Origin of the sequence: Nocardia acidivorans NBRC 108247 (genome assembly GCF_001625085.1) — a bacterium.
Classification (GTDB): domain Bacteria; phylum Actinomycetota; class Actinomycetes; order Mycobacteriales; family Mycobacteriaceae; genus Nocardia; species Nocardia acidivorans.
The window spans coordinates 16,676-39,030 of the sequence record NZ_BDAW01000002.1 but is presented as its reverse complement, the minus strand read 5'-3'; the positions used below and the strand labels follow the sequence as shown (position 1 = coordinate 39,030).

10 protein-coding genes and 1 pseudogene are annotated in these 22,355 nt (G+C 65.7%); 7 read left to right on the top strand and 4 right to left on the bottom strand.

From position 1 onward, the window contains the following. Window positions 1–6: 6 nt before the first annotated feature. Both NA10_RS00115 and NA10_RS39710 read right to left on the bottom strand, forming a co-directional pair. On the bottom strand, window positions 7–6,525 hold the full coding sequence (locus NA10_RS00115) for an alpha/beta hydrolase (protein WP_157555886.1): 6,519 nt from the start codon (window positions 6,523–6,525) through the stop codon (window positions 7–9). A gap of 747 nt (window positions 6,526–7,272) precedes the next feature. After that, window positions 7,273–7,596 (bottom strand): annotated as a pseudogene (locus NA10_RS39710) (WXG100-like domain-containing protein); the annotation flags it as partial. A 433-nt stretch (window positions 7,597–8,029) separates the two neighbouring features. On the opposite strand from NA10_RS39710, the gene NA10_RS00110 reads away from it, so the two are divergent. The 4 genes from NA10_RS00110 to NA10_RS00090 all read left to right on the top strand — a co-directional run bounded on the left by NA10_RS00110 (window position 8,030) and on the right by NA10_RS00090 (window position 12,866). Next, the gene (locus NA10_RS00110) at window positions 8,030–9,565 is read left to right on the top strand and encodes a hypothetical protein (protein WP_245676914.1); all 1,536 of its coding nucleotides are present in this window, start codon (window positions 8,030–8,032) and stop codon (window positions 9,563–9,565) included. 87 nt (window positions 9,566–9,652) lie between these two features. Beyond that, complete coding sequence (locus NA10_RS00105; protein ID WP_157555882.1) at window positions 9,653–9,976, top strand: WXG100 family type VII secretion target; 324 nt, start codon at window positions 9,653–9,655, stop codon at window positions 9,974–9,976. Between the two features lie 3 nt (window positions 9,977–9,979). Then, the gene (locus NA10_RS00100) at window positions 9,980–10,477 is read left to right on the top strand and encodes a YbaB/EbfC family nucleoid-associated protein (protein WP_067561579.1); all 498 of its coding nucleotides are present in this window, start codon (window positions 9,980–9,982) and stop codon (window positions 10,475–10,477) included. A gap of 412 nt (window positions 10,478–10,889) precedes the next feature. Continuing rightward, entirely contained in the window at window positions 10,890–12,866 is a 1,977-nt protein-coding gene (locus tag NA10_RS00090) for a serine/threonine protein kinase (protein WP_084514158.1), read from the top strand. A 119-nt stretch (window positions 12,867–12,985) separates the two neighbouring features. Here NA10_RS00090 and NA10_RS00085 read toward each other — a convergent pair whose 3' ends face one another. Next, window positions 12,986–13,555: a hypothetical protein gene (locus NA10_RS00085; RefSeq protein WP_067561571.1), complete on the bottom strand. Its 570-nt coding sequence runs from the start codon at window positions 13,553–13,555 to the stop codon at window positions 12,986–12,988. Between the two features lie 166 nt (window positions 13,556–13,721). Here NA10_RS00085 and NA10_RS00080 point away from each other — a divergent pair, with 166 nt between their 5' ends. Further along, window positions 13,722–14,036: a hypothetical protein gene (locus tag NA10_RS00080; protein WP_067561569.1), complete on the top strand. Its 315-nt coding sequence runs from the start codon at window positions 13,722–13,724 to the stop codon at window positions 14,034–14,036. Window positions 14,037–14,044: 8 nt separating this feature from the next. Beyond that, window positions 14,045–14,557, top strand: coding sequence for a YbaB/EbfC family DNA-binding protein (locus NA10_RS00075; RefSeq protein ID WP_157555880.1), 513 nt, complete (start codon window positions 14,045–14,047; stop codon window positions 14,555–14,557). A gap of 1 nt (window position 14,558) precedes the next feature. Here NA10_RS00075 and NA10_RS37425 read toward each other — a convergent pair whose 3' ends face one another. Beyond that, the gene (locus tag NA10_RS37425) at window positions 14,559–15,218 is read right to left on the bottom strand and encodes a DnaJ-like cysteine-rich domain-containing protein (RefSeq protein WP_084514157.1); all 660 of its coding nucleotides are present in this window, start codon (window positions 15,216–15,218) and stop codon (window positions 14,559–14,561) included. Window positions 15,219–15,467: 249 nt separating this feature from the next. Here NA10_RS37425 and NA10_RS00065 point away from each other — a divergent pair, with 249 nt between their 5' ends. Further along, on the top strand, window positions 15,468–22,334 hold the full coding sequence (locus NA10_RS00065; RefSeq protein ID WP_067561563.1) for a WXG100-like domain-containing protein: 6,867 nt from the start codon (window positions 15,468–15,470) through the stop codon (window positions 22,332–22,334). Window positions 22,335–22,355: the final 21 nt, after the last annotated feature.

Below are 22,355 nucleotides of genomic sequence, written 5' to 3'. Positions count from 1 at the left end.
GCACCGTCAAACTACCATCACTTCAAGCACTGCAAGGAGGCGCACGCAAGTTTCACACGGTGGAATGTATTCACCGTGATGGTGCAGCATCTCGCCATCACGATCAACGTAGTCTCCAACGCGGTGAGTGTGAACCTTCGAGCCCTCGAGCGCGCGCCGAGCATCGTCGAGTGTTTCGATCTTGATGCCGTCGGCCTCGAACTTCCAAAGTCGGTCGCTCAGCAGCACTACCTCGGCGCATTTGCCGTGGCCGTTCCCGAGCCGATCGATCCGCCCGGCATCCAGATCAGCGCGAAGCCCGTCGAGATACGTCTGGATGACAGGGTGATTGGTCGGTCGTGCCTGACCAGACATCTTGGTCACGCTGGTGTGAGACGTGACGATGTCGTCGTGCAGAAGGGAACCCGCACACCCCTCTCTGATCTTCGTCTGCCCCACAGGGATCGACTGCCGACCTGCCGCATCCTTCTCTGCCTGAGTCATCTCCGGTTTGCGCGCCTCATCCGCTAGGTCGTGCGTCTGATCCCGCAAAAACCTCACCTTTTGTTCCGGCTTCATGGCGGAGACATCCTCGGCGGCAAGGCGGTAGTGCCGCATCTTGCCCGCTGACTTACCGTGCCAGTCAGGCGCTGGTTCCAAGGGGGTCCCATGGAGGTCGTGCCCCAGCTCATCAATTGGGCGTTCGTCTGTATGGCTAGGCCCCTCGTCCTTCAGTGGTTCGTGACGCTCACTCCCCCGCTCGCGCGCAGCATCAGGGTCGAGGCCATGCATTTCTTCGACCCGAGTGCCCGGAGCAAATCCGTTCTCTGTCGCTTTGGTTTTGGTGCCGTCGGGGTGGAAGGTTTCCCAGGTTCCATCGGGTGGGATGCGAGGGCGGCGGGTGCCGTCGGGGCGGGGCTCGGCAGTGCTGGTGTAGAGACGGCCCTGGTGGTCGGACCAGGCCGGTTTGGTGGGAGCTAGGACGTCTGTGCCGAGATGGTGGGCCAGGCGGGCGGCGAAGCCGTTGGTGGCGGCGTCGCAGCCTATGAGGCGGATTGGGGTGCGGCCGTCCCAGGTTGTTCGGCGAAGGAGGTTGGCGAATTCCTCGGGGGTGTAGGTTCGGTCGCCGATGCGGGCGTGGCCGTCTTCGGTGAGGTGGACGTCGGCGGTGAAGTGGTTGGGGTCCTTGGCGATTCGAGAGGCCAGGTCTGCGACTTCTGGGTCGTCGGGGTGGAAGGAGACGCCGGCTTCGGTTTCCTTGGCGGGGAAGGGATGCTGTTCGGCCGCAGGATGAGCATCGTCCTGGGCCGGATGGGCTGGGTCGTCGTGTGGATGAGGGTTACTCGGATTCTCGGAAGAGGGGTGGGCCGACGACGGTTCCTGGTGGCTGGGTGTCTGCGGCTCAGGGTCGAGCTTGATGAGGTCGTTTCCCCATTTATCGAGGTAGTCCCTGAAGACCGGATCATGTTCGGTGAGCAGACGCCAGGAGGTCGGCAGCGCCGAGTGATCGAAGAATCCGGTTTGATCCAATACCTTCACGAAATTGTCTCGCAGGCCGGGCAATTCGCTGTAGCGCGCGGGATCACCGAGTGACTTCGCGATCTCCGTCGCCAGCGACTTCATTTCATTGAAGCGGTCTTGCAGGTGAGGGGTCAGCGATGTGGGCCGGTCGTCAGGCACCTCGACGGGTGCGGTGGGGTGCTCATCACCGAGGTTGAATGGGATGTGGTCTTGGTCGGGACTACCGTGCGGTTCCTCCGGACGCGGCTCGGCCGGGTGTTCCCGAGAAGGCACAGGGGCATGGTGTTCCTCTGTGTCAGAGGGAGCTACGTCGTCTCGCCGCGCTCCCGGTTGATCCGGGTGATCTCCGACTCGCCCCACGCCTGCCAGATCTTGATCTGGTCCTCGGTTGGCTCGGGGCGTCCCTTCGCCTCCATCGCTTCGAGAATCGCCATGTTGCGGTCCAGCTTCGCGCGCAGCTCCGGGTCCGTCACCTCGGTCCGCATCGAGGGGCCGAGCCTCTCGAGCGCTATCCGCTCCATATCCTCCGGGCTGATTGGCATCGGGGCCTCTTCCTAAATCGGTCAGTTGGATGATCCACTTGCCGTCCCGGAACTCTTGGCTCAGGGCACGGAACTTGGTTCCGGGAGGGAAGACCACTTCCTTCTGCGATGGATTCGACCAGGAGATGTCTTTTCCACTGTGAGAATCGATGATCAGTTCGACATTGCCGCCGCGCATCGACGCCTCTTTGTCAGATGACGCGAACCCATGATCTGTCGGAGGGATCTTATTGTCGGGGTGGTACTCATCGAGAAACCGTTCGAGCGCGACCGGATCGTCGATGTGCAGGGAGCGGTAGACGGTGCCCTCATGATCCGGCAGCTTGTTGTAGCCCGAGACGAGGGTGCGGATCTCGACGTCGCGGTCGTTCAGGAGTTCATGATTGCCGTTGCGAGTGGCCTCGTTGACCTGCTCGTTGAGGCTCATGAATTGGTTGCGGCGGATCGCGGAAACCTCGGCATCGGTGAGACGAGCGATCTCCGGATAGCTGGCGGTTTCGATCTCGCGGGTGGCTTCCACCTCGCGAAGATTGATGTGGTTTTTGGCAGCGTATTCGTGTGAAGCACTCGAATCTTCGAAGTGTGGATTCGCGTAGTATGGCTTGTCCTCAACGGGCAACGTCGCGCGTGGCGGAGCTTCTTCCGCCGGGACATGCTGCGGCTCAGGGTGTTCGAGGGCGGCATCGTCGTGCAGTGTGCTCGGTTTATCGACAGCATCGGAATGAATGACCGGCTCGTGCGAAGCTGAGTTCGCATCGACCGGAGGATGGTTGCCCCGGGCTGCTGGATCGTGGACGTAGTCGGCGGTCACGACGGTGCCCTTGATCAAGTACCGAACGCCGTGGTGTTTGGCCTCGGTCGGATTCTCGATGACATCGGTGATCAGGTAGTGGGTACCGCGCTGAAGTAGAAATTCGTGTTCGGAGCCCCCGATCCACAATCCTTTCGAGCCAGCGGGCACGTCGAGTTCTATCCGGACGCTGCGTTCACTGAAGTTGGTCGGTGGTCGCTCACCAATGCTGGTCGACATGTAGCCACGCTCCGTTTGGAGTGTGTTGATCAATACTCGGGGATCCCCTTCTCCCAGAGGCGTTCCGTGCTGATCGATGGTCAAGTGCCGCAGACCGCGGCTGCCGATACCGCGGGTGGTCTCGAATCCCTCCGGGGCAACGTGACTTGTTACCTGGTCCAACGTCTGCACATGTTTGTTCAGCACATCAACGGTTGGCGCGGTGTCGAGATTGCGGTGGATCACACCGAAGTCGTCGGCATTCGACCACAACTGGCTCAGTCGCTGCCGCGGGCGTGGATCCTGAAGCACATTGTCCAGCGCAGCCCGCAAGGGCGGGTCGAGGTTCGGATGGTGCTCAAACGATTCCAGCAGGCCAAGCCTCGGCTCGGACGACTTCCCGTCGTTCAGCCGCATCAATTGTTGCTGGAACGAATGATCCTCGGCGAGCTGCGCGAACCGTGCGCTCGGGTCGGGGTCACGCAGCAGTTCGTTGATCCATGCGTGCCGCGCGTAGCGACTCACCTCTTGGCGTTCGGTCTCCGACAGGGAGTCCATGTGGGACCCCATGGTCTCGTCACCGAACTTCTTGCCCGCGTCGTCACTGTCGAAGCGGTGAATCTGCTCGTGCGGTGTCGCGGGCTTCTGATGCTCGGGGGCCTGATGCGGCTGTTCGTGGGCGGGTTGCCAACCGTGCGGTTCGGCTTGGCCGATGCGAGATTCGGGGCGCGCGTTCGGGTGCGATGGGGTGCCGGACTCTATGGGGTGCACGGGGTTTCCGTGCGAATCGAAGAGGATGGCGTGGGTGGAGCGGATGTTGGGGGTGTTCGGGGAGAAGGGGTGGGGGCCGTTGCCGAGGGCGGGGTCGTGGACTACCAGGCGACCGCCGTCGTTGGTGACGGTGTAGGCGTGGGCGCCGATGCCGTTGATGTCTGTGGGGCCGTGGAATTCGGCGACGACTATGGCGGTGGCGCCTTCGCCGAGGCGGTTGAGGTGGTCGGCCAGGACTCCCGGGGAGTCCATGAGTTGCATGCGGGCGCCCGCGGCGTCTTCGAGGTCGCGGGCGGACATACCGCGTTCGGCGATGTCCGGATCGTGTGGGATTCGGATGTTTTCGTTGCCGGTCAGCTCTTGGGCGTGCCGAAGGGCTTGGGGGCCACAGTCGTTCACCGGTTGGTGGTCGGCCGGGAGGGTGGGGTGGTCGGGGGTCGGATCGGGGGTGCGGAACTCCTCGACCAGGTGTTCGTAGCCGATGGGGGGACCCTCGTGCGGGTCGAAGATGGGTGGGCGCAGGTGGGCGGGATCGCTGGGGAACGTGCCGACATTGCGCTGCCAGGCGTTGAGGCCCTCATGGTCCGGGCGGGCGAACTCGGGGATGACATTACCCGAGTCGCCCGCCGCGATCTTGGCGAAGTTGTGCAGGGATTCGCTGGGGACCGTATGGGCGTCGTCGTGGAACTTGTAGTAACCGGTGTGCGTGCCGATATTGCTGAATGTCGCCGCGCCGCCGGGGAATTGGGCGGTGATGCGGCGGGCGCCGAATGCCTCCACCGACGGGTCCATGCCGAGTCCCATACCGAGACCCGGTGCGGCGCGGGCTATCTCGCCCGGGGTGCTGGAGCCGATCCAGGTGACCGGGTCGCGGGAGGAGCTGGCTACGAAGACATTGCCCTCGCCCAGGCCGAATTCGGAGGCGTGCACCACCGGGCCCGCGCCGGGCGAGCCGAGCAGGGTGATGGTGCTGACCTCGCCGGTCAGTCGGCCGCCCGCGCCCGCGTAGCTCGTGGTGGTGGAACCGTAGCTGTGGCCGAAGAGGTGTACGTCGGGCATGGGTTCGCCGCCGGGCAGACCGGCATTGATTTTGCGGGTCTGGTTGAACGCGGCGATATCTCGGGCCAGCAGCTGGCCACCGCGTTGCGCCAGAGCGGGATTCGTCATCTCGCGGCCGATGCGTGAACCGCTGGGGGCGTCGTAGCCGATCCACGCGATCGAGGCGACCATTCCGGGATCGTGCACATTGTCCGAGGTGGCCTCGTAGTGATGGAACGCATTGTTCAGGTTCACTTCGAGGCTGCGGACCGTGGTGGTGATACCGGGGATATGCCAGGAGACGGTGGATGCCCGGTCGATATCACCGATCGCGACTACCGCACGTCCCTCACCGTTGAAAGCGCGCGAATCGTAGGACAGCACATGCACCGGCGGGCGGTGGCCGGGCGGATCGTCGGGGTCTACGCGGTCGCGGTTGGCGAAGTTGTCGGCGAGGGTTTCCGCGTGCTCCAGATTGTGGATGGTGCTCTCGAGGTTCTTGAACTGCTGGCGGCCTTCGGGATCCGTCCATCGACTCGTCCACTTGTCCACCCGTGGGTTGCGTTCGCGCAGTTCGGCGAGATCGCGGGCAATGGACAGGCGGTTCGCCTGATCGCGGGCGTGCGGCGGAACACCGTCCGCATTGCCGATCTCGTGCGGGTGCACGCGCATGACGGCGACCTGCTCGTCAGGGGTCAGGTCGTGCCACCAGTCGTAGTTCTCGCGGGCCTTCTGGTGCGCCCCAGCCTGATCGACGTCATCGAGGTGCAGCAGGGACTCGACCTCGTGGCCGAGTTTGGCCAGCGCCTCGGCCGCGTGCGTGCGTTCGGCCGGGGTGATCGGATGGTCCACCGGCAGCACCGAATGCGGTGCGGGATGGGATGGTGCGGACGGTTCCGGATGGGACGGCTGCGGGGCGTGATTCGGCTGCGGATCGTGATCGGGCTGACCGTTGTGATCGGGCTGACCGTCACGACTCGGCTGACCGTTGTGATCGGGCTGACCGTTGTGATCGGGCTGACCGTCACGACTCGACTGACCGTTGTGTTCGGGCTGATCGCGGCGCGGCTGCGCGTCATGCGCTGGATCGTTGTCCCGCTGCGGGTTTCGCTCGTTCGACACGACGTCGTCGTTGGTGCGGCCCGTCCGGTGCTCGTCGCGGGCGGGTGTGCCGTCGGGATTCGGATGCTGCCCACCGGTCAGCTCGGCATGCCTGCCACCGATCCGCCCGTCGAGGCGTTCGGAGGCCGGGACGTGCGCGCGATCGTTCGGTACCGCGTCCAGGCGTTCGTTTCCGCGCGAACCCGCCTCGACACCGGTGGGTTTGGCCTGCACCGGCGCGGCGGGACCGGCCGGTTCCCGAGTCGGCGCGGCACCGGCTCGAGCAGGGTCCGCGGGTGGTGTGGTCGATGCCGGGTCCGTTCGGGGCGCGGCCGCCGGTGCGGGGCGACCATCTCCGGAGGGTTTCACCTCACCCGATGTGTGCGGGGCAGCGGAGGATTGGACCCCGTCGGCGAGTTTCGGGCCGGTGGTACCGGGCGAACTCGGCTGTTGATGGGCAGGCTGCACGGGTGCCGCGTTCTGACCGTTGGTGATCTGGCTGCCCGGAGTATCATTGTGCACAACAGGATTCACGGAAGCCTGCGGCGCAGCGGCGGCCACCACACCCGGATTCCGCTTACCCGCTTCGGTATCCGCGGCATGCGGGGCATCCGAGGAGAGCCCAGCGCCGTCGGAGGTGTGCGCGGGTGTGATCGGCACACCCGCACTCGTGGCGGCGGGCGCGTCGATCCCGCCCGGCTTGGTCTGTCCCGGTTGGCCTTTGAGCTCCGCGGCGGGCTGGGCCAAGGTCGGGGCGTGCCCCCTCGGATTCGCCGCACGGAGCGCGCCGGGTGCGGCGCCACCCCACATGCCCGCCGTGATCATTCGGGGGTCGAACTCGGTGTTACCGGTGATCAGCGCGCTCGCGCCCCAGCCCGCCAGACCGGCCGAGCCACCCGCCGCCACCATGGTGACCCCGGTGGTCAGCACTCGCGTGGTGATCTTCGACGGGGTGCCGAAGAGTCCGTGCAGCCCGCCCCCCACACCGGCCGCGACGACACCGCCCGCGGCACCGGCTGCCGCCATGATGCCGACCTGTTCCCAGCTGAACTTCTCGCGTCGCCCTTCGTAGCGCTGCCACGCCTGAATCGCCGCGTCGGGGGCAGTGCCCATGGCCGCACCGAGGGCCGCGGACTTCGCGGCGGTCAGGCCCGCTTTGATCGCGAGATCTTTGAGAACGGCTTTGATCTCGGCGATCTCGGCGAACTTCACGCTCTGCCCGAGCAGCTTCTGGACCAGCTGCTTCATGATCATGCGCGCGGTAATGCGATTGGTCGCGACCACCGCCGCTTCCGCGGCGGGCGCGGCGAACAGACTGGCCGCGGCAAACGCCATATCGATCGCCATGATGATCAACATGGCGTGGAACATCAGTTTGCTGTACTCGAACTCGGTGCCGGTGTTGTCCGCCAGCGCACCGATACTGTCGAACCACTTGACGAGGCTGTCGATCGATCCCGCCCCGTCCTTGCTCGTATCGCCGAACTTGAGCGATTTGAGCTGGGCCAGCATGGCGTCACCGCCATCGCCCTCGGGATAGGCGAGCCGCACCGCCGACATGGCGGCGTCGATATCGTCTTTGATGCTGTTGAGCTGGGTGGCTGCGGATTTCCAGTCGTCCGCGAGGGCCCACATCTTGTCTTCATTGCCCTCGGGCCACTGCATGCCGACGAGCCAGCCGTAATAGTCGGCGCCGGGCGGACGCCAGATCATCGCGACCCCACCGCTGCGCGAATCGCGCGCCTAGCAGCGGTTTCCAACCCCCGTACTACCACTCCCGCCCCCGGATTCGACCGACTACTCAGCTATCAGACTGCCGGACTGCGGTTTTCACCGACACACAGGCAGTGATCTCGCGCCACGCTGCCATAGAAACCGTGGATCAGCAACTGGGCGGGTGTGATCCGCTATCTGCCAGCATCCTTGCGGATGGGTGCCACCGAACAGGCCGGTAAACCCTCCGCTACCCGCACCGGCCGGACCTGAAACGCCGCTCACGAATGTGTAGGGTCGCAGGCGTATCCGAACGGGCGGCCGGTGCGGCCCGGTCGAGGAGGGGAGCGACATCGTGAACAATCCGCAGGCCGGGAAGCCGGACGACGATCTCATGCAGACATTCATGGACAGCTTCGCGCAGGCCGCCGGTGAGCCGGTGATCAGCACGACCATCGTCTCCCATCCCGGTCCGGCCGGTGTCGACGAAAAACAGGTCACCGGGCAGGCCCGCGAAGTCACCCACGCTATTGCCCGGGCACTCGCCGAGGAGGGGCCCGAGGGGTGGGAGCGGATCGACGCGGTGTTCGCGTGGACGGTCGCCACACAGGCTTGGAATGTGATCTATTCGGCGCAGGGGCGCGGGGTGCGGGCCGAACCCTCGCAGGCCACACTGCTTTTGGTGCAGGATCAGCGGGAGATCGCCGCGCAGCTGCCCGAGGGGCCGTGGTGGCGGATGCGGATCGTGCTCACCAATGACGGTCAGATTCAGACCGATTACGACTACGGGGACGATCCGTTCCCGGACGATCAGCTCTTTCCGCCCGAGGCGTATCGGGCCGATATCGCCGAGTATCCGCGGCGGCGGTTGCCGGTGTGGCTGGCGGCCTACGTGGGGAACGAAGGGCGGCAGTTGCGCCCGGCGAAGGTGGCCGCCGCGCAGTCGCGGCTCGATCGCGGAAGAGGCGTTCGCGGCATTGCCTCGACCACGGATTTTCCTCCGCTGCAATTGCTTTGGGCGCGGTGGACCGCTATTTCCGCGACCTATGCCGCGCTCGGTTCGGCGCAGGGGCCGCGGGTGCTGCCCTCGCTCGGATGGTTCGAGACGACCAAGCGCAGCGGGAGCACACTGTATCTGCTGCCCGGTGATCGGGCGGTCATCTCCGGTGGGGTGTGGAACTCCCCGGAGCTGGACGCCGCGTACAACGGCGCGGCCCCAATGCCGGAAATCTATGCGGGAGCACCGGATTGGGTTACCGATGCGGTGCTCAACCCGCGGACGTCGTCGGGACTGCTGTCGTTCTGCTACTGGTGGGAGAACGGTGGCTGGTATCGGGGTGAGTCGCCGGGCGGACCGGGGCTGGCCGCGGCGATTCCCGGGGTCTGGACCTCGGATGTCACCGCCGAGATCATCGCGGCCGGGCTTGCCGAGGCGGGCGGCGCGCCGCTGAACGATCAGACCCGGGGTGCGGTCGAAACGCTGGTCGCGGCGGCCGAGGCCGGGGTCGTCACGTTCGAAACCATCTCCGCTGCAATCGATCCGGCGCGATTCGATGTGGACGCGGCGCTCAATCAGTTCACGCTCGCGGGGCTGCGGACATTCGTCACCGCGCCGCCGCTGTCCCGGGAGGAGGCGATCGAGCGGGTACGGCGGCACATTCTCGACAAGGGCTCCGATACCACCGGGTATCCGCTGGACCAACTGAATGCCGATCGGATCGAATCGGGCTGGATGGTTTATGTGCCCACCCAGCCGGGCGAGATCATGCTCGGGCGGGCGATCTACTACATCGCCGATGATGGGGTGGTCGAGGCATCGTCGTCCTCGGTTCCGCCCGCGGTGTATATCGCCGGATTCACCCAGCGGTACAACGCGCGAACCCGGCAGTGACCACCGAAAACAGCCGCATCGCATTGCCTCCGACGCTGATCAGCGGATATTGTCGGCGGCAAAGCTTCATGGGGAGGAGTCGCCGTCATGGCTGGAAAAGTTGAGGTAAGTCCCGAACTGCTGCGGCAGGCGTCGGTGAAGACCGCCAATGTGACCGACCGGGTCAAAGCGGTGCTGACCGGGTTGGAGTCCGCGATCGACGGTCTGGGCGAGCCCTGGGGCGGTGACACCTACGGCGAGAAATTCGCCAACGGTGAGGACGGCAAGGGCTACATCGCGGCGCGCGAGAACCTCAAGCAGCTCACCACCGACAATGCCAAGAAGTCGGATGATCAGTCGACCGCGCAGAATGATTCGTCCAAGCTGCACGGCAATACGGATCAGGCCAGCGCCGACACCTTCAAGTCGTAGTCCATGGCCAACGAATTCATCAAAGGTGAACTCGCCTCGATGATCGACGAGTTCCAGGCGCAGATGAGCGCGCTCGCGGACGTGCACCACAGGCGCGCCCAACTCACGTCCGTCGGCACCGCCCTGCAGAAGCGAGTCACGGTAACCCTGAACGCCGACTTCGTGGTCATCGAAACCCGATTCGTCGACGCCGAAGACCTCACCCACGACGAACTCGCCAAAGCGGTCACCGAGGCCGCCCAGGAAGCCGCCGCCGAACTATCCCGCAAGAGCGCGGAACTCATGAACCCGCTCCGGGAACGCCGCGGCCGCATGCCGAAGATGTCCGACCTGATCGAAGACCTCCCCAACCTCGAAGACCGCCTCCCCGAACTGATCCCGGCCTCCCTCGCTCCCCCGAATTCCATTGAACGCCAACATCACGACCCCGGCATGGTCTTCACCGACGTAGAAGAACTCGAAGACCTCCGCCCCGGCCGCATCAGCGCCGACGACTGGTGAGCCATGGCGCTACTCCTCTACTTTCGCCAAATACGCGATGACCCAACCGAATCGGAGTACTGGTTTGGGGAATCCCGCGAACACCTGAGCCGCACACTGATCATCGACAAAGCCACGCGGGCCGCGCGCACCCAGGAAGCTGAGGACGCGCTCTTTCGCGCCGCAGCCGGCCGCATCACCCACCGCGCCAGCCGCGAAAACGTCTGTCCCACACATGGTGTGATTGCCTCATAGCCGATCAAGTAAACGAAACCGTCCCGATCCCGGACGAAGATGCGGCGCTGTGTCCAATCGATCCGGCAATCAATCCGCCGTTCTCCGGTACCCCTGAGAACGGCAAACCGGCCCGCTCACAGACGAACGTCGTGTCGATATGATCCCAGCGGAGTGCGAGCGCGAACGGAGGGCGGGGATGCAGCTCACGACTGGCCAGGTGTTCGCCGGATTTGTCATCGAACGTGTGCTGGGTGCGGGTGGGATGGGGGTCGTATATCTGGCACGGCATCCGCGGTTACCTCGACTCGTGGCGTTGAAGTTGCTCAATCGGGAGGTGTCGGCGGATCCGGAGTTGCGGCGGCGATTCGAGCAGGAGTCGAATATTGTTGCGCGACTGGAGCATCCTCGGATCGTCGGCATTCACGATCGGGGGGCGTCAGATGGTCAGTTGTGGATCGCCATGCAGTACATCCACGGCATCGATGTTTCGCAGCTACAGCCCGGCCGGGTCGACGTCCAGCGGGCACTGCGGATAGTTGGCGAGATCGCGGATGCATTGGATCATGCACATGGGAAGGGGATTCTGCATCGGGACGTCAAGCCCGCGAACATCCTGCTGGCAGCTCCGGCGGACGGGCATCCCGAGCGGGCGGTATTGACCGATTTCGGGATCGCTCGACTGTCGGACGGCGGGACCAAACTCACCGCGACCGGAACCTTCACCGCGACAATCGCTTACGCCTCACCCGAGCAACTCCTGGCAGAGGATCTTGATCATCGGACCGATCAGTATTCACTCGCCTGTACTTTCTTCACGCTGCTGACCGGTGCTCCGCCTTATCCGGAGTCGCACCCGGGCCAAGTGGTCGCGGGACATCTGCACAAACCTGTTCCCCGGCTCAGTGCGGCCCGACCGGACCTTCCCCCGGCTCTTGATGAGGTGCTGGCTCGCGCGATGGCCAAGAATCGCGCCGATCGTTTCGACAGCTGCCGCGCGTTCACCGCCGCCGCATCGGCTGTCCTGCGCCAACCCGCACCGAGTATTGGCTCCGACGTTCGGATTACTCCGCCGACGTCGCAGAATTATCGGATACCGCTGCTGTCCGCCGCGGCCCTGCTCGTAGTGGCGATAACCGTCGCATCGCTCGTACTGTGGCGACACAGCTCCACCGACACTGCCGCAGCACCGACGACAGTCGATCCCGCTCCAGGGCCGGCTTTGAGCTGGACCATTCCGGCTCGGCCGGAATCGCAGAGTCTCGCCGCCTATGCCGGAACGGTGTACGTAGCGGACTCAACCGGATCATTGTCGGTGATCGACGTCGCGACCAAGTCGGTCAAGGCAGTAATACCCGTTGGCCCGAGCTGCCATGAGGTGGCATTCGATGTAGGCACGAGCAGCGTCTACGTCACCACATCCGACCCGAGCGGAAGCGGCTGGGTAAGCATCGTGGACCCCGTCGCGAAGGTGGTCACAGCCACCATCCCGACCGGACAGAACGGTAACCACCTCGCGCTCGATGTCAGTGGTCGAACCGCATATGTCACGACGGATGGGACGACTACGGGCACTACCGTGCTGAAGATCATCGACATGAACAGCAAGTCCGTCAAAGCCGAACTGCCTTTTGACGGTACCTCTACCAGCGTCGCAACGGACAGTTGGGCGAGCGCGGCGTTCGTCGGCACGCGGACTGAGACGCCCACCCACCATTACGAGACCACATTGCACAGAATCGATTTCAAGAGTCACGCCGAAATAGCAACCATCCCACTCGGACTGGATCTGGCGAAGTTGTCCTCGGGCACACAGGACGGCATCTTCGCGGTCGGCTCCGAGACCGGCGACACCACCGGCACACAGGTTCTGAAGCTCGTCAAGGGCAGTGGCGTGGTCAAGAGCGTGGTGATGCGAAACGCCTCTCCCGCACCCGTGATCGACCCCGGATGGGGCAGAGCGTACTTCCTGACCAATGTGAATGTCGTTCAGGGCGATTCGATTGCAGAGGAACAAGTCCAGGTGATGAACATCGACGACTACGGCATCCGAAACACCATCCCTATCCGATCGACCGGGATGTACACCCCACCCACCGCGATAGCGATCGATCCGACGACCCGAATGGTCTTCGCCCTCGATTTGCAGACATTGTCCGCGCTGTCTGACAAGTGAATGGCAGCGATATCGAAGTCACTGAACCGGTTGTGAAATCAGACGTTATCGGCGAGATAGCGTGTGCCCGATGTCCCACGGGAGGTGTTCTCAGGTGCTGGGCGATGGCCGGTTGAAGGTCAGTCTGCACTGGGGGTGAAGGCTGTGAGGGTGGCGGCGTAGTGGTCGCGCACCGCTTCCAGGCGGGGGCGGGTGAAGCGGCCGGGTTCGCGGGCGTGGAGGGCGAGGCCGGTGGCGGAGGTGAAGGCGGACAGGGGGACTCGGTCTTCGGTGGGTGGGATGAATTTGAGGACTTCTTCGAGGGCGGCGATGGCGGTGGCGAGGGTGTGGCGGGCTGCCTTGGTGGTGCGGTCGTCGAGACCCGTTGTGGTGGTGGGGACTTGGCGGAGGCAGGTGTCGGCGTACCAGAGCCAGGTGCCGGGGTCGAGGAGTTCGGAGGGGGAATCCTCGCCGAAGCGGACTGCGCCGGCGGGTGGGGGCAGGACCTGGGCGGGGAGGCGGAATTCGTAGACCCTTTGGGCCGCGCAGTTCGGGCAATCGCCGGTGTAGCGGCTGGCCAGGATGCCGTCGTGGGTGATTACGGCGCTGCGGAAGGTGCAGTGGGTGTCGCCGCAGGAGTCGCAGGGTTGCAGGCTGAGGTAGAGGCGGGCCTCGGCGTTGGTGCGGGCCAGGGGGAGGGTGTCCGGCACTGCGACTCCTTTGCTGGCGGGGTGATCAGCGGTTTTGTCCGCGGTTGATCTTAAAGGGGAACGGGAATGTCGACGGGATGGGGATCGGTGTTCATGTTGTGCTCACTATTGGGCTGTGGCAGAGTCGATCTGGATGTGATAGGCGGCGGACTCGGGAAGGCTTGCTATGGGTGGGCGGTTGCGGGCGGAGGCTTGGCGGGTACAGGCGGTTTCGGCGACGGCCGCTGATATTCGGGATCGGCTGGCGCATATCGCCGATGCGGCGCGGACCGCGGTGTCGCCGGGGCAATCCGCTTGGGGGGATGACGAATTCGGGGCCAAGTTCGCCGAGGGGGCGAAGGGCTTCAGCACGGGGACCGACAATATGGCCGACGGCACCGAGAATCTTTCCACCTCGTTCGGGAACCTCACCACGGGATTGCGCAAGGCGGCCAAATCGCTTGCCGCGACCGAGCGGCGCAATACCGACAGCTTCACGTAGGGGCTGAATTGGCAAGGGAGCGTGGGGAAGCCGAGGCGGCCTCGATTCTGGAGGGGTTCTCGCGGCAGATGCGCGAGATCGCCGAGGCATCGCGCAAGCGAACCCAGTTGACGGCCAGCGCCACCAGCGGGCGGGTGACGGTGACGGTGAATGCGGACTGCATTGTGATCGCCACGAAGTTCGCCGCCGATATCGACGAGATCGGCTATGACGAGATCGCCAAGTCTGTGACCATTGCCGCGCAACGGGCTTCGGCCGATATGCGGCGCCAGACCGAGGAGTTGTTGCGGCCGCTCAGTGACAGGCGGGCCAAGATGCCGAGGCTGTCCGAGCTTTTCGAGGGTATGCCCGATCTCGAATCGCAGGCACCCGTCATCGAACCCGCCTCGCTCGCGCCGCCGCTGGCCAAGGAACGGCTCGCGCAAAAGGCCGAACCCGCACCGGAATTCACCGATGCGGTGGATTACGAGGATTGGCATTCCACCCGGGACAATTCGGGTCCAACCAGCAGCGGCTGGTGAACTACTCGGTCAGATCCGGGTAGAAACGGCGCTGGAACGGCTGCAATCGCGAGATCGCCAATTGCCCGGCGCCCTGGCAGATCGGGCATAGGCGTCCGCCCGAGCACTCCGGGCAGGTCACCCGCCCGGACGCGGTATCGGAGACCCAGCCGCGCCCACCGCATTCCGGACAGCGACCGAGGCCGTCGCATTCGTAGCAGAGCACATGGCGCGAGGAGAGCGTCGTGGCCGTGCGCACCGGATCCGGCCACTCCGGCTCGGCGACGGTGGCCAGGGCCATGGCGGGGGTTCCGGCGCTGAACAGCACCGTCGGCACCTGGTCCGGTACCCGGATCTCGAGGATATTGCCATTCGAATATCCGGTTACCAGAGTGCGATTCACCTCGCGGGACTCCGAAACCTCCCACCCGGCGTTCGCCAGCATGGCGGCCGCCCGGCGCACGGTGTCCTCGGCGCTCACCTCCGTGTCGCGCTGCCCGCGGAAAGTTGTCGAATAGCGGTATGTGAGTGGTTCATGCCAATCGGTGACGGAGGGTTCGTCGAGGAAGAGCAGCGTCAGATCCGCCTCGGGAGTCAATGCCGCGATGAGATCGACCAATTGCGCGCGCAGCACACTGCCCAGCCGGTCCAGTTCGGCCCGCGCACCTGGTATTTCACCCATGCGAACTCCCTTCCGGGCGGGACAATATCACCTGTCACACAGCGGTTCAGGACATGGTGCGAGACAGCTCGGGACGCGTCACCACCCCGATACACCGACCATCCGATGAACTTTCCAACGCGCTCGGACGACGCGGAGATGCCGTACGCCAGCGGCTTTCATTCTCCGTTCATATTGAGTTCGCTTGCATCGTTGTGGCACAGTCGATCCCACCAAGATCGGAACCGACCACCGGGGTGTGCTGTGGCGATGGAGTTTCCGTCCTGGCTGGAGTGGTTGGAATGGCTGGTCGGCTCGGATTGGCCGCACGGCAATGAAGACCTCATGTGGCAGATGGGGCGCGATCTCGAGGATGTGGCCGGACAGGTCGACGACCTGCGAGCCGATCTCGACCACCTGATCAGCGGGCTCGGCGACGCCTATCCCGACGGGACGGGCGGGGAGAAGATCTTGCAGTGGCTGCTCCCGCTGCGCGATGGCCAGGGGCCCGAGCACCACGGTTCGATCAAGGAGATCGGCGAGAACTATCGCGCGCTGGCCGCGGCCGCCGACGGTATGGGCGATCAACTGCAATCGGCGAAACTGAATTTCTATATCGCCGGCGCCTGGTTGGTGGCCGAACTCGCCTGGGCCGCGGCGACCGGCCCATTCGCACCCGCACTCGAGGGAACCATCTTCGCGACGGCGCGGGTGATGTTCCGGGAACTCGGTGAGCAACTCGCGAATCGGATTACCCACGCGCTCGCCGACCGAATTACCAATCAGGTGCTCAAGCGGATCATCCCCAAACTGGTCTACGAGATCGGGCAGGAGGCGTTCGTCGAAGCGCTGCAGGGGACTTCGCAGGAATTCCTGGTGCAGACCATTCAGCAGCAGACCGGGCACACCGATGGGTACGACTGGGGCGCAATAGGCAGCAATGCCGCCATCTCCGCGATCGCGGGCGGCACCGGCGGGGCCTTCGGATTCGGAGCGCATCATTTCCTGCCGACGAATATGGGCGGCCGGCGCGGCGCGTTCAATGGTGCGCTCACCGGATTGGGTGCGGGTGCGGCCGGAGCGGGTGGCGCCTGGCTGGGTGGCGGATTGCTCACCGGCAATTGGGAATTCGATCCGCGGTCGCTGACCGGCGGGGCGTTCTCCGGGGCCGGGCCCAGCGCGCTGCACGGATACGCGGGGCATACCGATTTCGGCGGACGGCCGGTGGGCTCGCCGAATGACGGGAGCGCACCGGCGAACTTCAATGCACCGGTGCACAGCGGGGCCGAGACCAATCCCCGGACGCCCGGTGCGACAACAGATTCGGGTGGTCAGCGCGCCGATACCGGGCAGCGCCCGGACGGATCGACCGATCCCGCGCAGCGAGGCGCTGGCGGGAGTAATTCGGCCGGTCAACAGCCCGGCGGCACCGGCGATTCCGGACAGCACGGTGGACCGGCCACGCATCCGGCGAGTTCGCCTGTGGGAGAGGGTAATCCCGGTGCGGGCAAGGATGCGCCCGCCACCGACGATCGACAGGAGCAGCCGCAGCGCAATGGGGACGCCCCTGCTGTCGGCGGCCGCAATGGCAAACCGGATGTGGACGCCGACGCGACCGGCGACGGCGGGGATGCGACGCATTCGCCCGACAGCCGAACGCCCGGTGGCGAACACACCGGCGGGCATACGAATGATTCCGGCGCAGCGCCGGATTCGCACGGCGCGGAGGCACCGGGCCATGACGCCCCGGCCAAGTCCGAGGATGTCGCGGGGCGGAACGAGTCGAATCCCGAGGGGAAGGGCACACATCCGGCCGAGGCGAACACCTCGCCCGGCTCCTCCCCCGGTGCCGCCGGAAATGGCGCGATCGGCACCACGCCCGGTGCGAGCCAGGGCGCTGCCCCGGGACATACCGGCGCACCGAACAGCACGAGCCCCAATGCCGCACCCGATGCCCGCGGCACGTCGAATCCGAATACCGGAGCCAACCCCACTACCGGCCAGAGCGGCGATACCCGCGCGCCCGGTGACACCGCCAAGCCCGCTCCGGGTGCGCGGCCACTCGCACCCGGTGACGGTTCGGCCCCCAAACCCATTGCGGGACAGCCGAGCACCGCGACACGCAGCGCGCTCGGCGATCCGGCGCACACCGCCGGACCCGTTCAGGCCGGACGCACCGGGATCGAGGCCACGGATTCGACGGAGCACGTCGACCGGCACGGTGACACCGCCAACGCGCATGCCGACGCCGGACACCCCATCGACATGGCGGGGCATCCCACCGATAACACCGGTCACCCGACCGATGTGCATGGTGAGCGCATCGAGGCCGCCCACCCGCCCACGGACGGCCGAGCGGAAGAACCGGCTCCGCTCGGCGAAACGCACCGGGGCAGCGAGGATTCCGCCGACGCGGCGACCGCCGGTATCGTGCCCGTTCCGGTGCATGATCCGTCGGCCCAGCAGGGTCCGGGCCGATCGGGTCTGCCGAGCGACTCCCGCGGCGAGCGCAGGCCGCCCGAGCACGGTCAGTCCACCCCGATCGGCGATTACAACGGCGAGGCGCGGCCCGGGGATGAGCTCGACCCGGACTTCCTACGCGAGGAGATCAAGGCAAATCTGGGCTTGATCACCCCGGAGGACGTCGCATTCAATCGCGATCAGCACCACTTCGTCCTCCCCGGCGAGCACGGCACCGTCACCGTCCGGGTCGGCCCGACGAGGGATGGCGCGGTCGCCGAATTCCACGCTCGCCCCGATGGTTCCGGCTACGACGTGCGGGTGTCACCACACGCCCGCGACGAGGATGTCGTGCGCGCGGTGGCGCACGAGTTGGCCGAGATCCGACTCGGTCTGGACCCGCGGATATCGCTCGATCCCGATATCGACCGGAACAACGATCGCCCCGATCAGCTCACCCCCCACCTCGCCGGTCGCTTCGCCGAATTGCGCGTGCTGACAGCCCAAATCGACGCCGCGACCTTCGACCCCGCTCGCGCACAGGAACTTCCACGCCTGCGCGCGGATCTGCGCGCCCTCACCGACCGCCTCGGACTGAGCGATCCGGCGCACACCACAACCACGCAACCCGACGGTGCGGCCGCCGATCCGAAACCGGGCCGCACCGCACCTGCCGAAACAGCTCCGGCGGAACCCGTTCCCGCGCAAGGCGATACAGCGCGAGAGTTGTTGCGCGCGCATGATCCGGAGCTGGCGCGGCGCTGGCAACTCGAACAGGATGGCGCGCTGTCGCGGCGGCCCACTTTCGATCCGCAGCTGACCGATCCGCAATTCGACCAGGCGGCCGACCAGCATCTGGCGCAATTGGCGCAGCACCTGACCGGTCCGCACGCCGATGATGTGGTGACCGCGGAGCGACAGGGGCTCGACGGCCGGATGCGGGAGGAACAGTCGCGACGGCTGTTCGATCCGCTGTTCGAGCCGGACGCGAAGGCCGCGCGGCGAATGGTGCCGGGACTGCTCGCGGCACTGAATCCGATCAATGCGGTGATCAACGACCCGAGTCTGAGTGGACCCGAGCGAGCGCGGGCGCTGCACCACGCGCTCAATGCCTTCGAGAGCTCCACCCCGGAGAACTTCAGGGAGGCGTTCGGACCGCAGAACTTCGCTCGAATGCATGAGGCGGCAGAGGCTTTCGGCCGAGGCCCGGATCACATCACCGGCGTACTGGACCATGCGACGGGCGCGCTCATGGTCGACGGCAGGCCCACCACGCTCGGGGATTTCCTGCGCGATATCGACAGCGCCAATCGGGGCGCGGCCGAGAACGGGGTCAATGCCGAGTACACCGTGGTCGTACACGATGCGGTGGACGGCAAATCGGCGGTCGACGTGCTGCCGAGACCGCAGCCGCAGCATCGACTGCCGTTGCAGCAGAACGCCTTCGGCGACGATGACACCCGCATTCCGCTACGGCAGCGCCCCACGGTACAGGCCGCGGTCGACGGCGGGCATACCGTCGATGTCGGCGTCGGCCGCAGCGCCTTCGCGGTCGATCTGACCCCGGCGGCCGATCGCTCCGGCGGCGGGCTGATCATCAAGACCGAACTGGCCTCGGAATTCCCGATCGCCGGTCAGCGCCGCCGCGATCTCGGCATTCTCGATCCGGGACCGATCACCGCGCCCGGCAGCGTCATGCTCTTCGGCAATCTGCTCTTCGACGGCCATATTCTCGCCGGCCCCGGCAATGGCCGGATCGCGCGCGTCTACATCAACAATGTCAGCGCCGAACTGCCCGACGCCGCCTACCACCCGATGGCCGCCGCGCTGGCCGATGCGATGGTTCCGGGCGGGCGCATCGAAGTGCAGTGGGATATGAAGCCGCAGGAGGAGAACGGCACCCCGGGCGATCGCGGGCATATTCTCGGCACCAAGCTGTGGCAGGCGCTCGAGGCGCACTACGGCGACCGCGCCAATCCCTTCCGCGTGGTGGAGCTGACCCATTTCGAGGGCGACGGCAATGACGATTACGACTACACGATCGACGCCGGGGCCAGCAATAACCTCGATACCCGGCGCATGGCGGGTTTCGCACGCCCGCTGCCCGAGCATCGCATGGTCATCGAATACCACCCGGCGCCCGATCCGGTCGAGGCGCATCCGGCCGAGATCGAATCCACCTACGGCATTCCGGAGCAGAATCAGCGGAAGATCCAGGCTTACGCCGATCAGCACAATCTGCAGATCGATGTGCGGCCGACGAATCCCGATGCGGTGCGGCACCTGCAAGACGGCGCGATGCCGAAACCCATGGCCATCAAGGACAAGACGATCAATGACGCGGATATCGCCCTGGGCGCGCCCGCCGAGTCCAAGGGCCTGGTCGGCCGATTCGAGCCCGGACAGCTGCGACTGCCCGATCCCGACACCGTATCGCCGGAGGATATGGCGAAGCTGGAGAAGCGACTCACCGACCGCGAGAACGATTTCGAGGCCTATCGCGACTACATGCGGAACCTGATCGAACAGGGCAAATTCCAGATCACCTCCAAGGGCATCCTGGAGGGCCGCGTCGACGGCGAGTACAGACCGGTGACCGGCGATCACGACCTGTTCGATATGCGCCACGCCGACGGAACCCGTTTGACCCCTGCCGAACTCGCCGCACACGAACAGCGGCTCGCCCGTCTGGACGCGGGCATTCAGCATGGTCCGCACCTGTATTGGGAGCCCGCCAACGAATATCAGCGGGCGCGCAATTACGAGAAGATCATCGCCGAGCACCAGTGGGATCCGAATCCCGAGACCGGTCATGAGCCGCTCATCCGCTTCAGCCCGAATCGGGAACCGGTGGTCATGTGGGCGGATCGGACCATGGCCGAGATCGACAGGGAGATGACGCCCTGGCATCTGGAATCGGATCTGACCCGGCTCGGTGATCATCCCGATGTGCCCCGATTGCGGGAACTGGCAACGGAATTGGTGCACGATCCGGCATTCGACCACCGCGAATACCGGGACCGCCTGCACGATGCCGCCCCACTCCCACCCGAGGGCGGCTCCCCCGCACACCGCCTGGCCGCGCTGCGCCTGGAGGCCCGCAACGGGACCGATCCGGCCGAGATTCTGCGGCGGACCGACCCGCACCGGCCCAACGCCGAAAGCGTTGCGACACAGCACGAGAACGAGAATGTCCCGCCGCCGGAGGTGACCACCCCCGACCACGATCCGGCCCTGGACGAGGCCGACCGCTACGGCGAGCGAACCGATGCCGGTATCGCCCATCACGGGGACGATCCCGCCATGGCCGATCTCGCCCGCCGAGTTCCGCACGACCCCGGCTACTTCAGCGCCGACGTGCACATCACCGAGGACGGCAATGCCCGCATCGGAGATCGGACCTACACCCCGGAGCAGTACGCCGACCTGGTGCGCCGCAGTGACTGGGACGGCACGACTCCGCTGCGTGTCATCGGCTGCGACGCCTCCGCCAACGATTTCGCGAGTCGGCTCTCGACCGCGCTCGGCGTGGACGTGCTGGCGGCCACCAAGCCGGTGTGGACCGATGAGCACGGCCGGGTGTACGCCAGCACCGCCGATATCGGTCCCGACGGCAACCGCCGCCCGCGCATCCCACCCGATGGCGAATGGCAGATCCACCGTCCCGACGGCACCAGAACCACTGCGGCACAGGACGGTTTCGCACCCGGCACACCCGACGCGGACAAGCACGGTCTCACCCCGGAGGGCGCCAGAGACCGCAGCGCCTTCCGCGACGATATGTTCGCCGCCGACGAACCGCACCGGCGCGGTTACGAGGAACTGGTGGGCAACCGGCCGGTCGTCACGGTCGAGGCCGATGACGCGCTCGCGCCCAAGCGGCGCAGGCCTTTCGGGCGGGACGAGCGCACCGGCGCGCCGATCAAGCTCGAGGCGGACACCGCCTATCGCGTCACCGACCGGGCCGGACGCGATCGCGGCCTGTTCATCACCGGCCCCGACGGCCATATCCACGAGGTGCACACCGATTCCGGGCGCAGGCAGTCCCGCGATACCGCGCAGCGCCGCATGATCGGCGACGGTTTCAACCCCGACCTGAAACGGCCGTTCCCCGAGGCGTCCTATTCGGTCGACGAACGCTTCCACTACACCACCGATGCCCAGGGCCGCGTCGTGCTCGCCCAGGGCAAGCTGGATCTGTTCGGCTCCGACGAGGGCCGCCGCGGACCCGATCAAACCCCGATCGGCCATGTCGGCGGTAGGGAATACGCGGCGATCAACAAGGATATCGTCGACCAGTTCACGGCCCAGTTCGGTCGAACCCCGTCCCTGTCCGAGGTCATTCTGTACGCGGCCGTCACCTTCGACGGCGGACATCTGTTCGGCACCGAATTCGGCGGCCCCGGCGAGGCGATCAATATGGTGCCGATGCTCGCCAGCTTGAATCAGGATCCGGGTGAGACAACGCCATTGGACAACTGGCGCAGGCTCGAAGGGCATTGGGAGCATCTGCTCGGACAGGATCCGCCGCCCGTTCTCCGGGTGCGCATCGACCTCGACTACGACCCGCACTCACCGAATATGCGGACCCCGGCCTATATCGATGTCGAGTACATGGTGGACGGCATAGTGGTGGACACCTTGAGTTTCAAGAACATTCCGCCGCGCAGGCAATAGCGCGGCCCGCGCCGTGGGAGG

What these genes read in the sequence shown, in the direction of transcription:
- NA10_RS00105 (WP_157555882.1), top strand. Translation starts at nt 9,653, where the DNA reads ATGGCTGGAAAAGTTGAGGTAAGTCCCGAACTGCTGCGGCAGGCGTCG.
- NA10_RS00090 (WP_084514158.1), top strand. Translation starts at nt 10,890, where the DNA reads ATGCAGCTCACGACTGGCCAGGTGTTCGCCGGATTTGTCATCGAACGT.
- NA10_RS37425 (WP_084514157.1), bottom strand. Translation starts at nt 15,218, where the DNA reads ATGGGTGAAATACCAGGTGCGCGGGCCGAACTGGACCGGCTGGGCAGT.
- NA10_RS00080 (WP_067561569.1), top strand. Translation starts at nt 13,722, where the DNA reads ATGGGTGGGCGGTTGCGGGCGGAGGCTTGGCGGGTACAGGCGGTTTCG.
- NA10_RS00100 (WP_067561579.1), top strand. Translation starts at nt 9,980, where the DNA reads ATGGCCAACGAATTCATCAAAGGTGAACTCGCCTCGATGATCGACGAG.
- NA10_RS00065 (WP_067561563.1), top strand. Translation starts at nt 15,468, where the DNA reads ATGGAGTTTCCGTCCTGGCTGGAGTGGTTGGAATGGCTGGTCGGCTCG.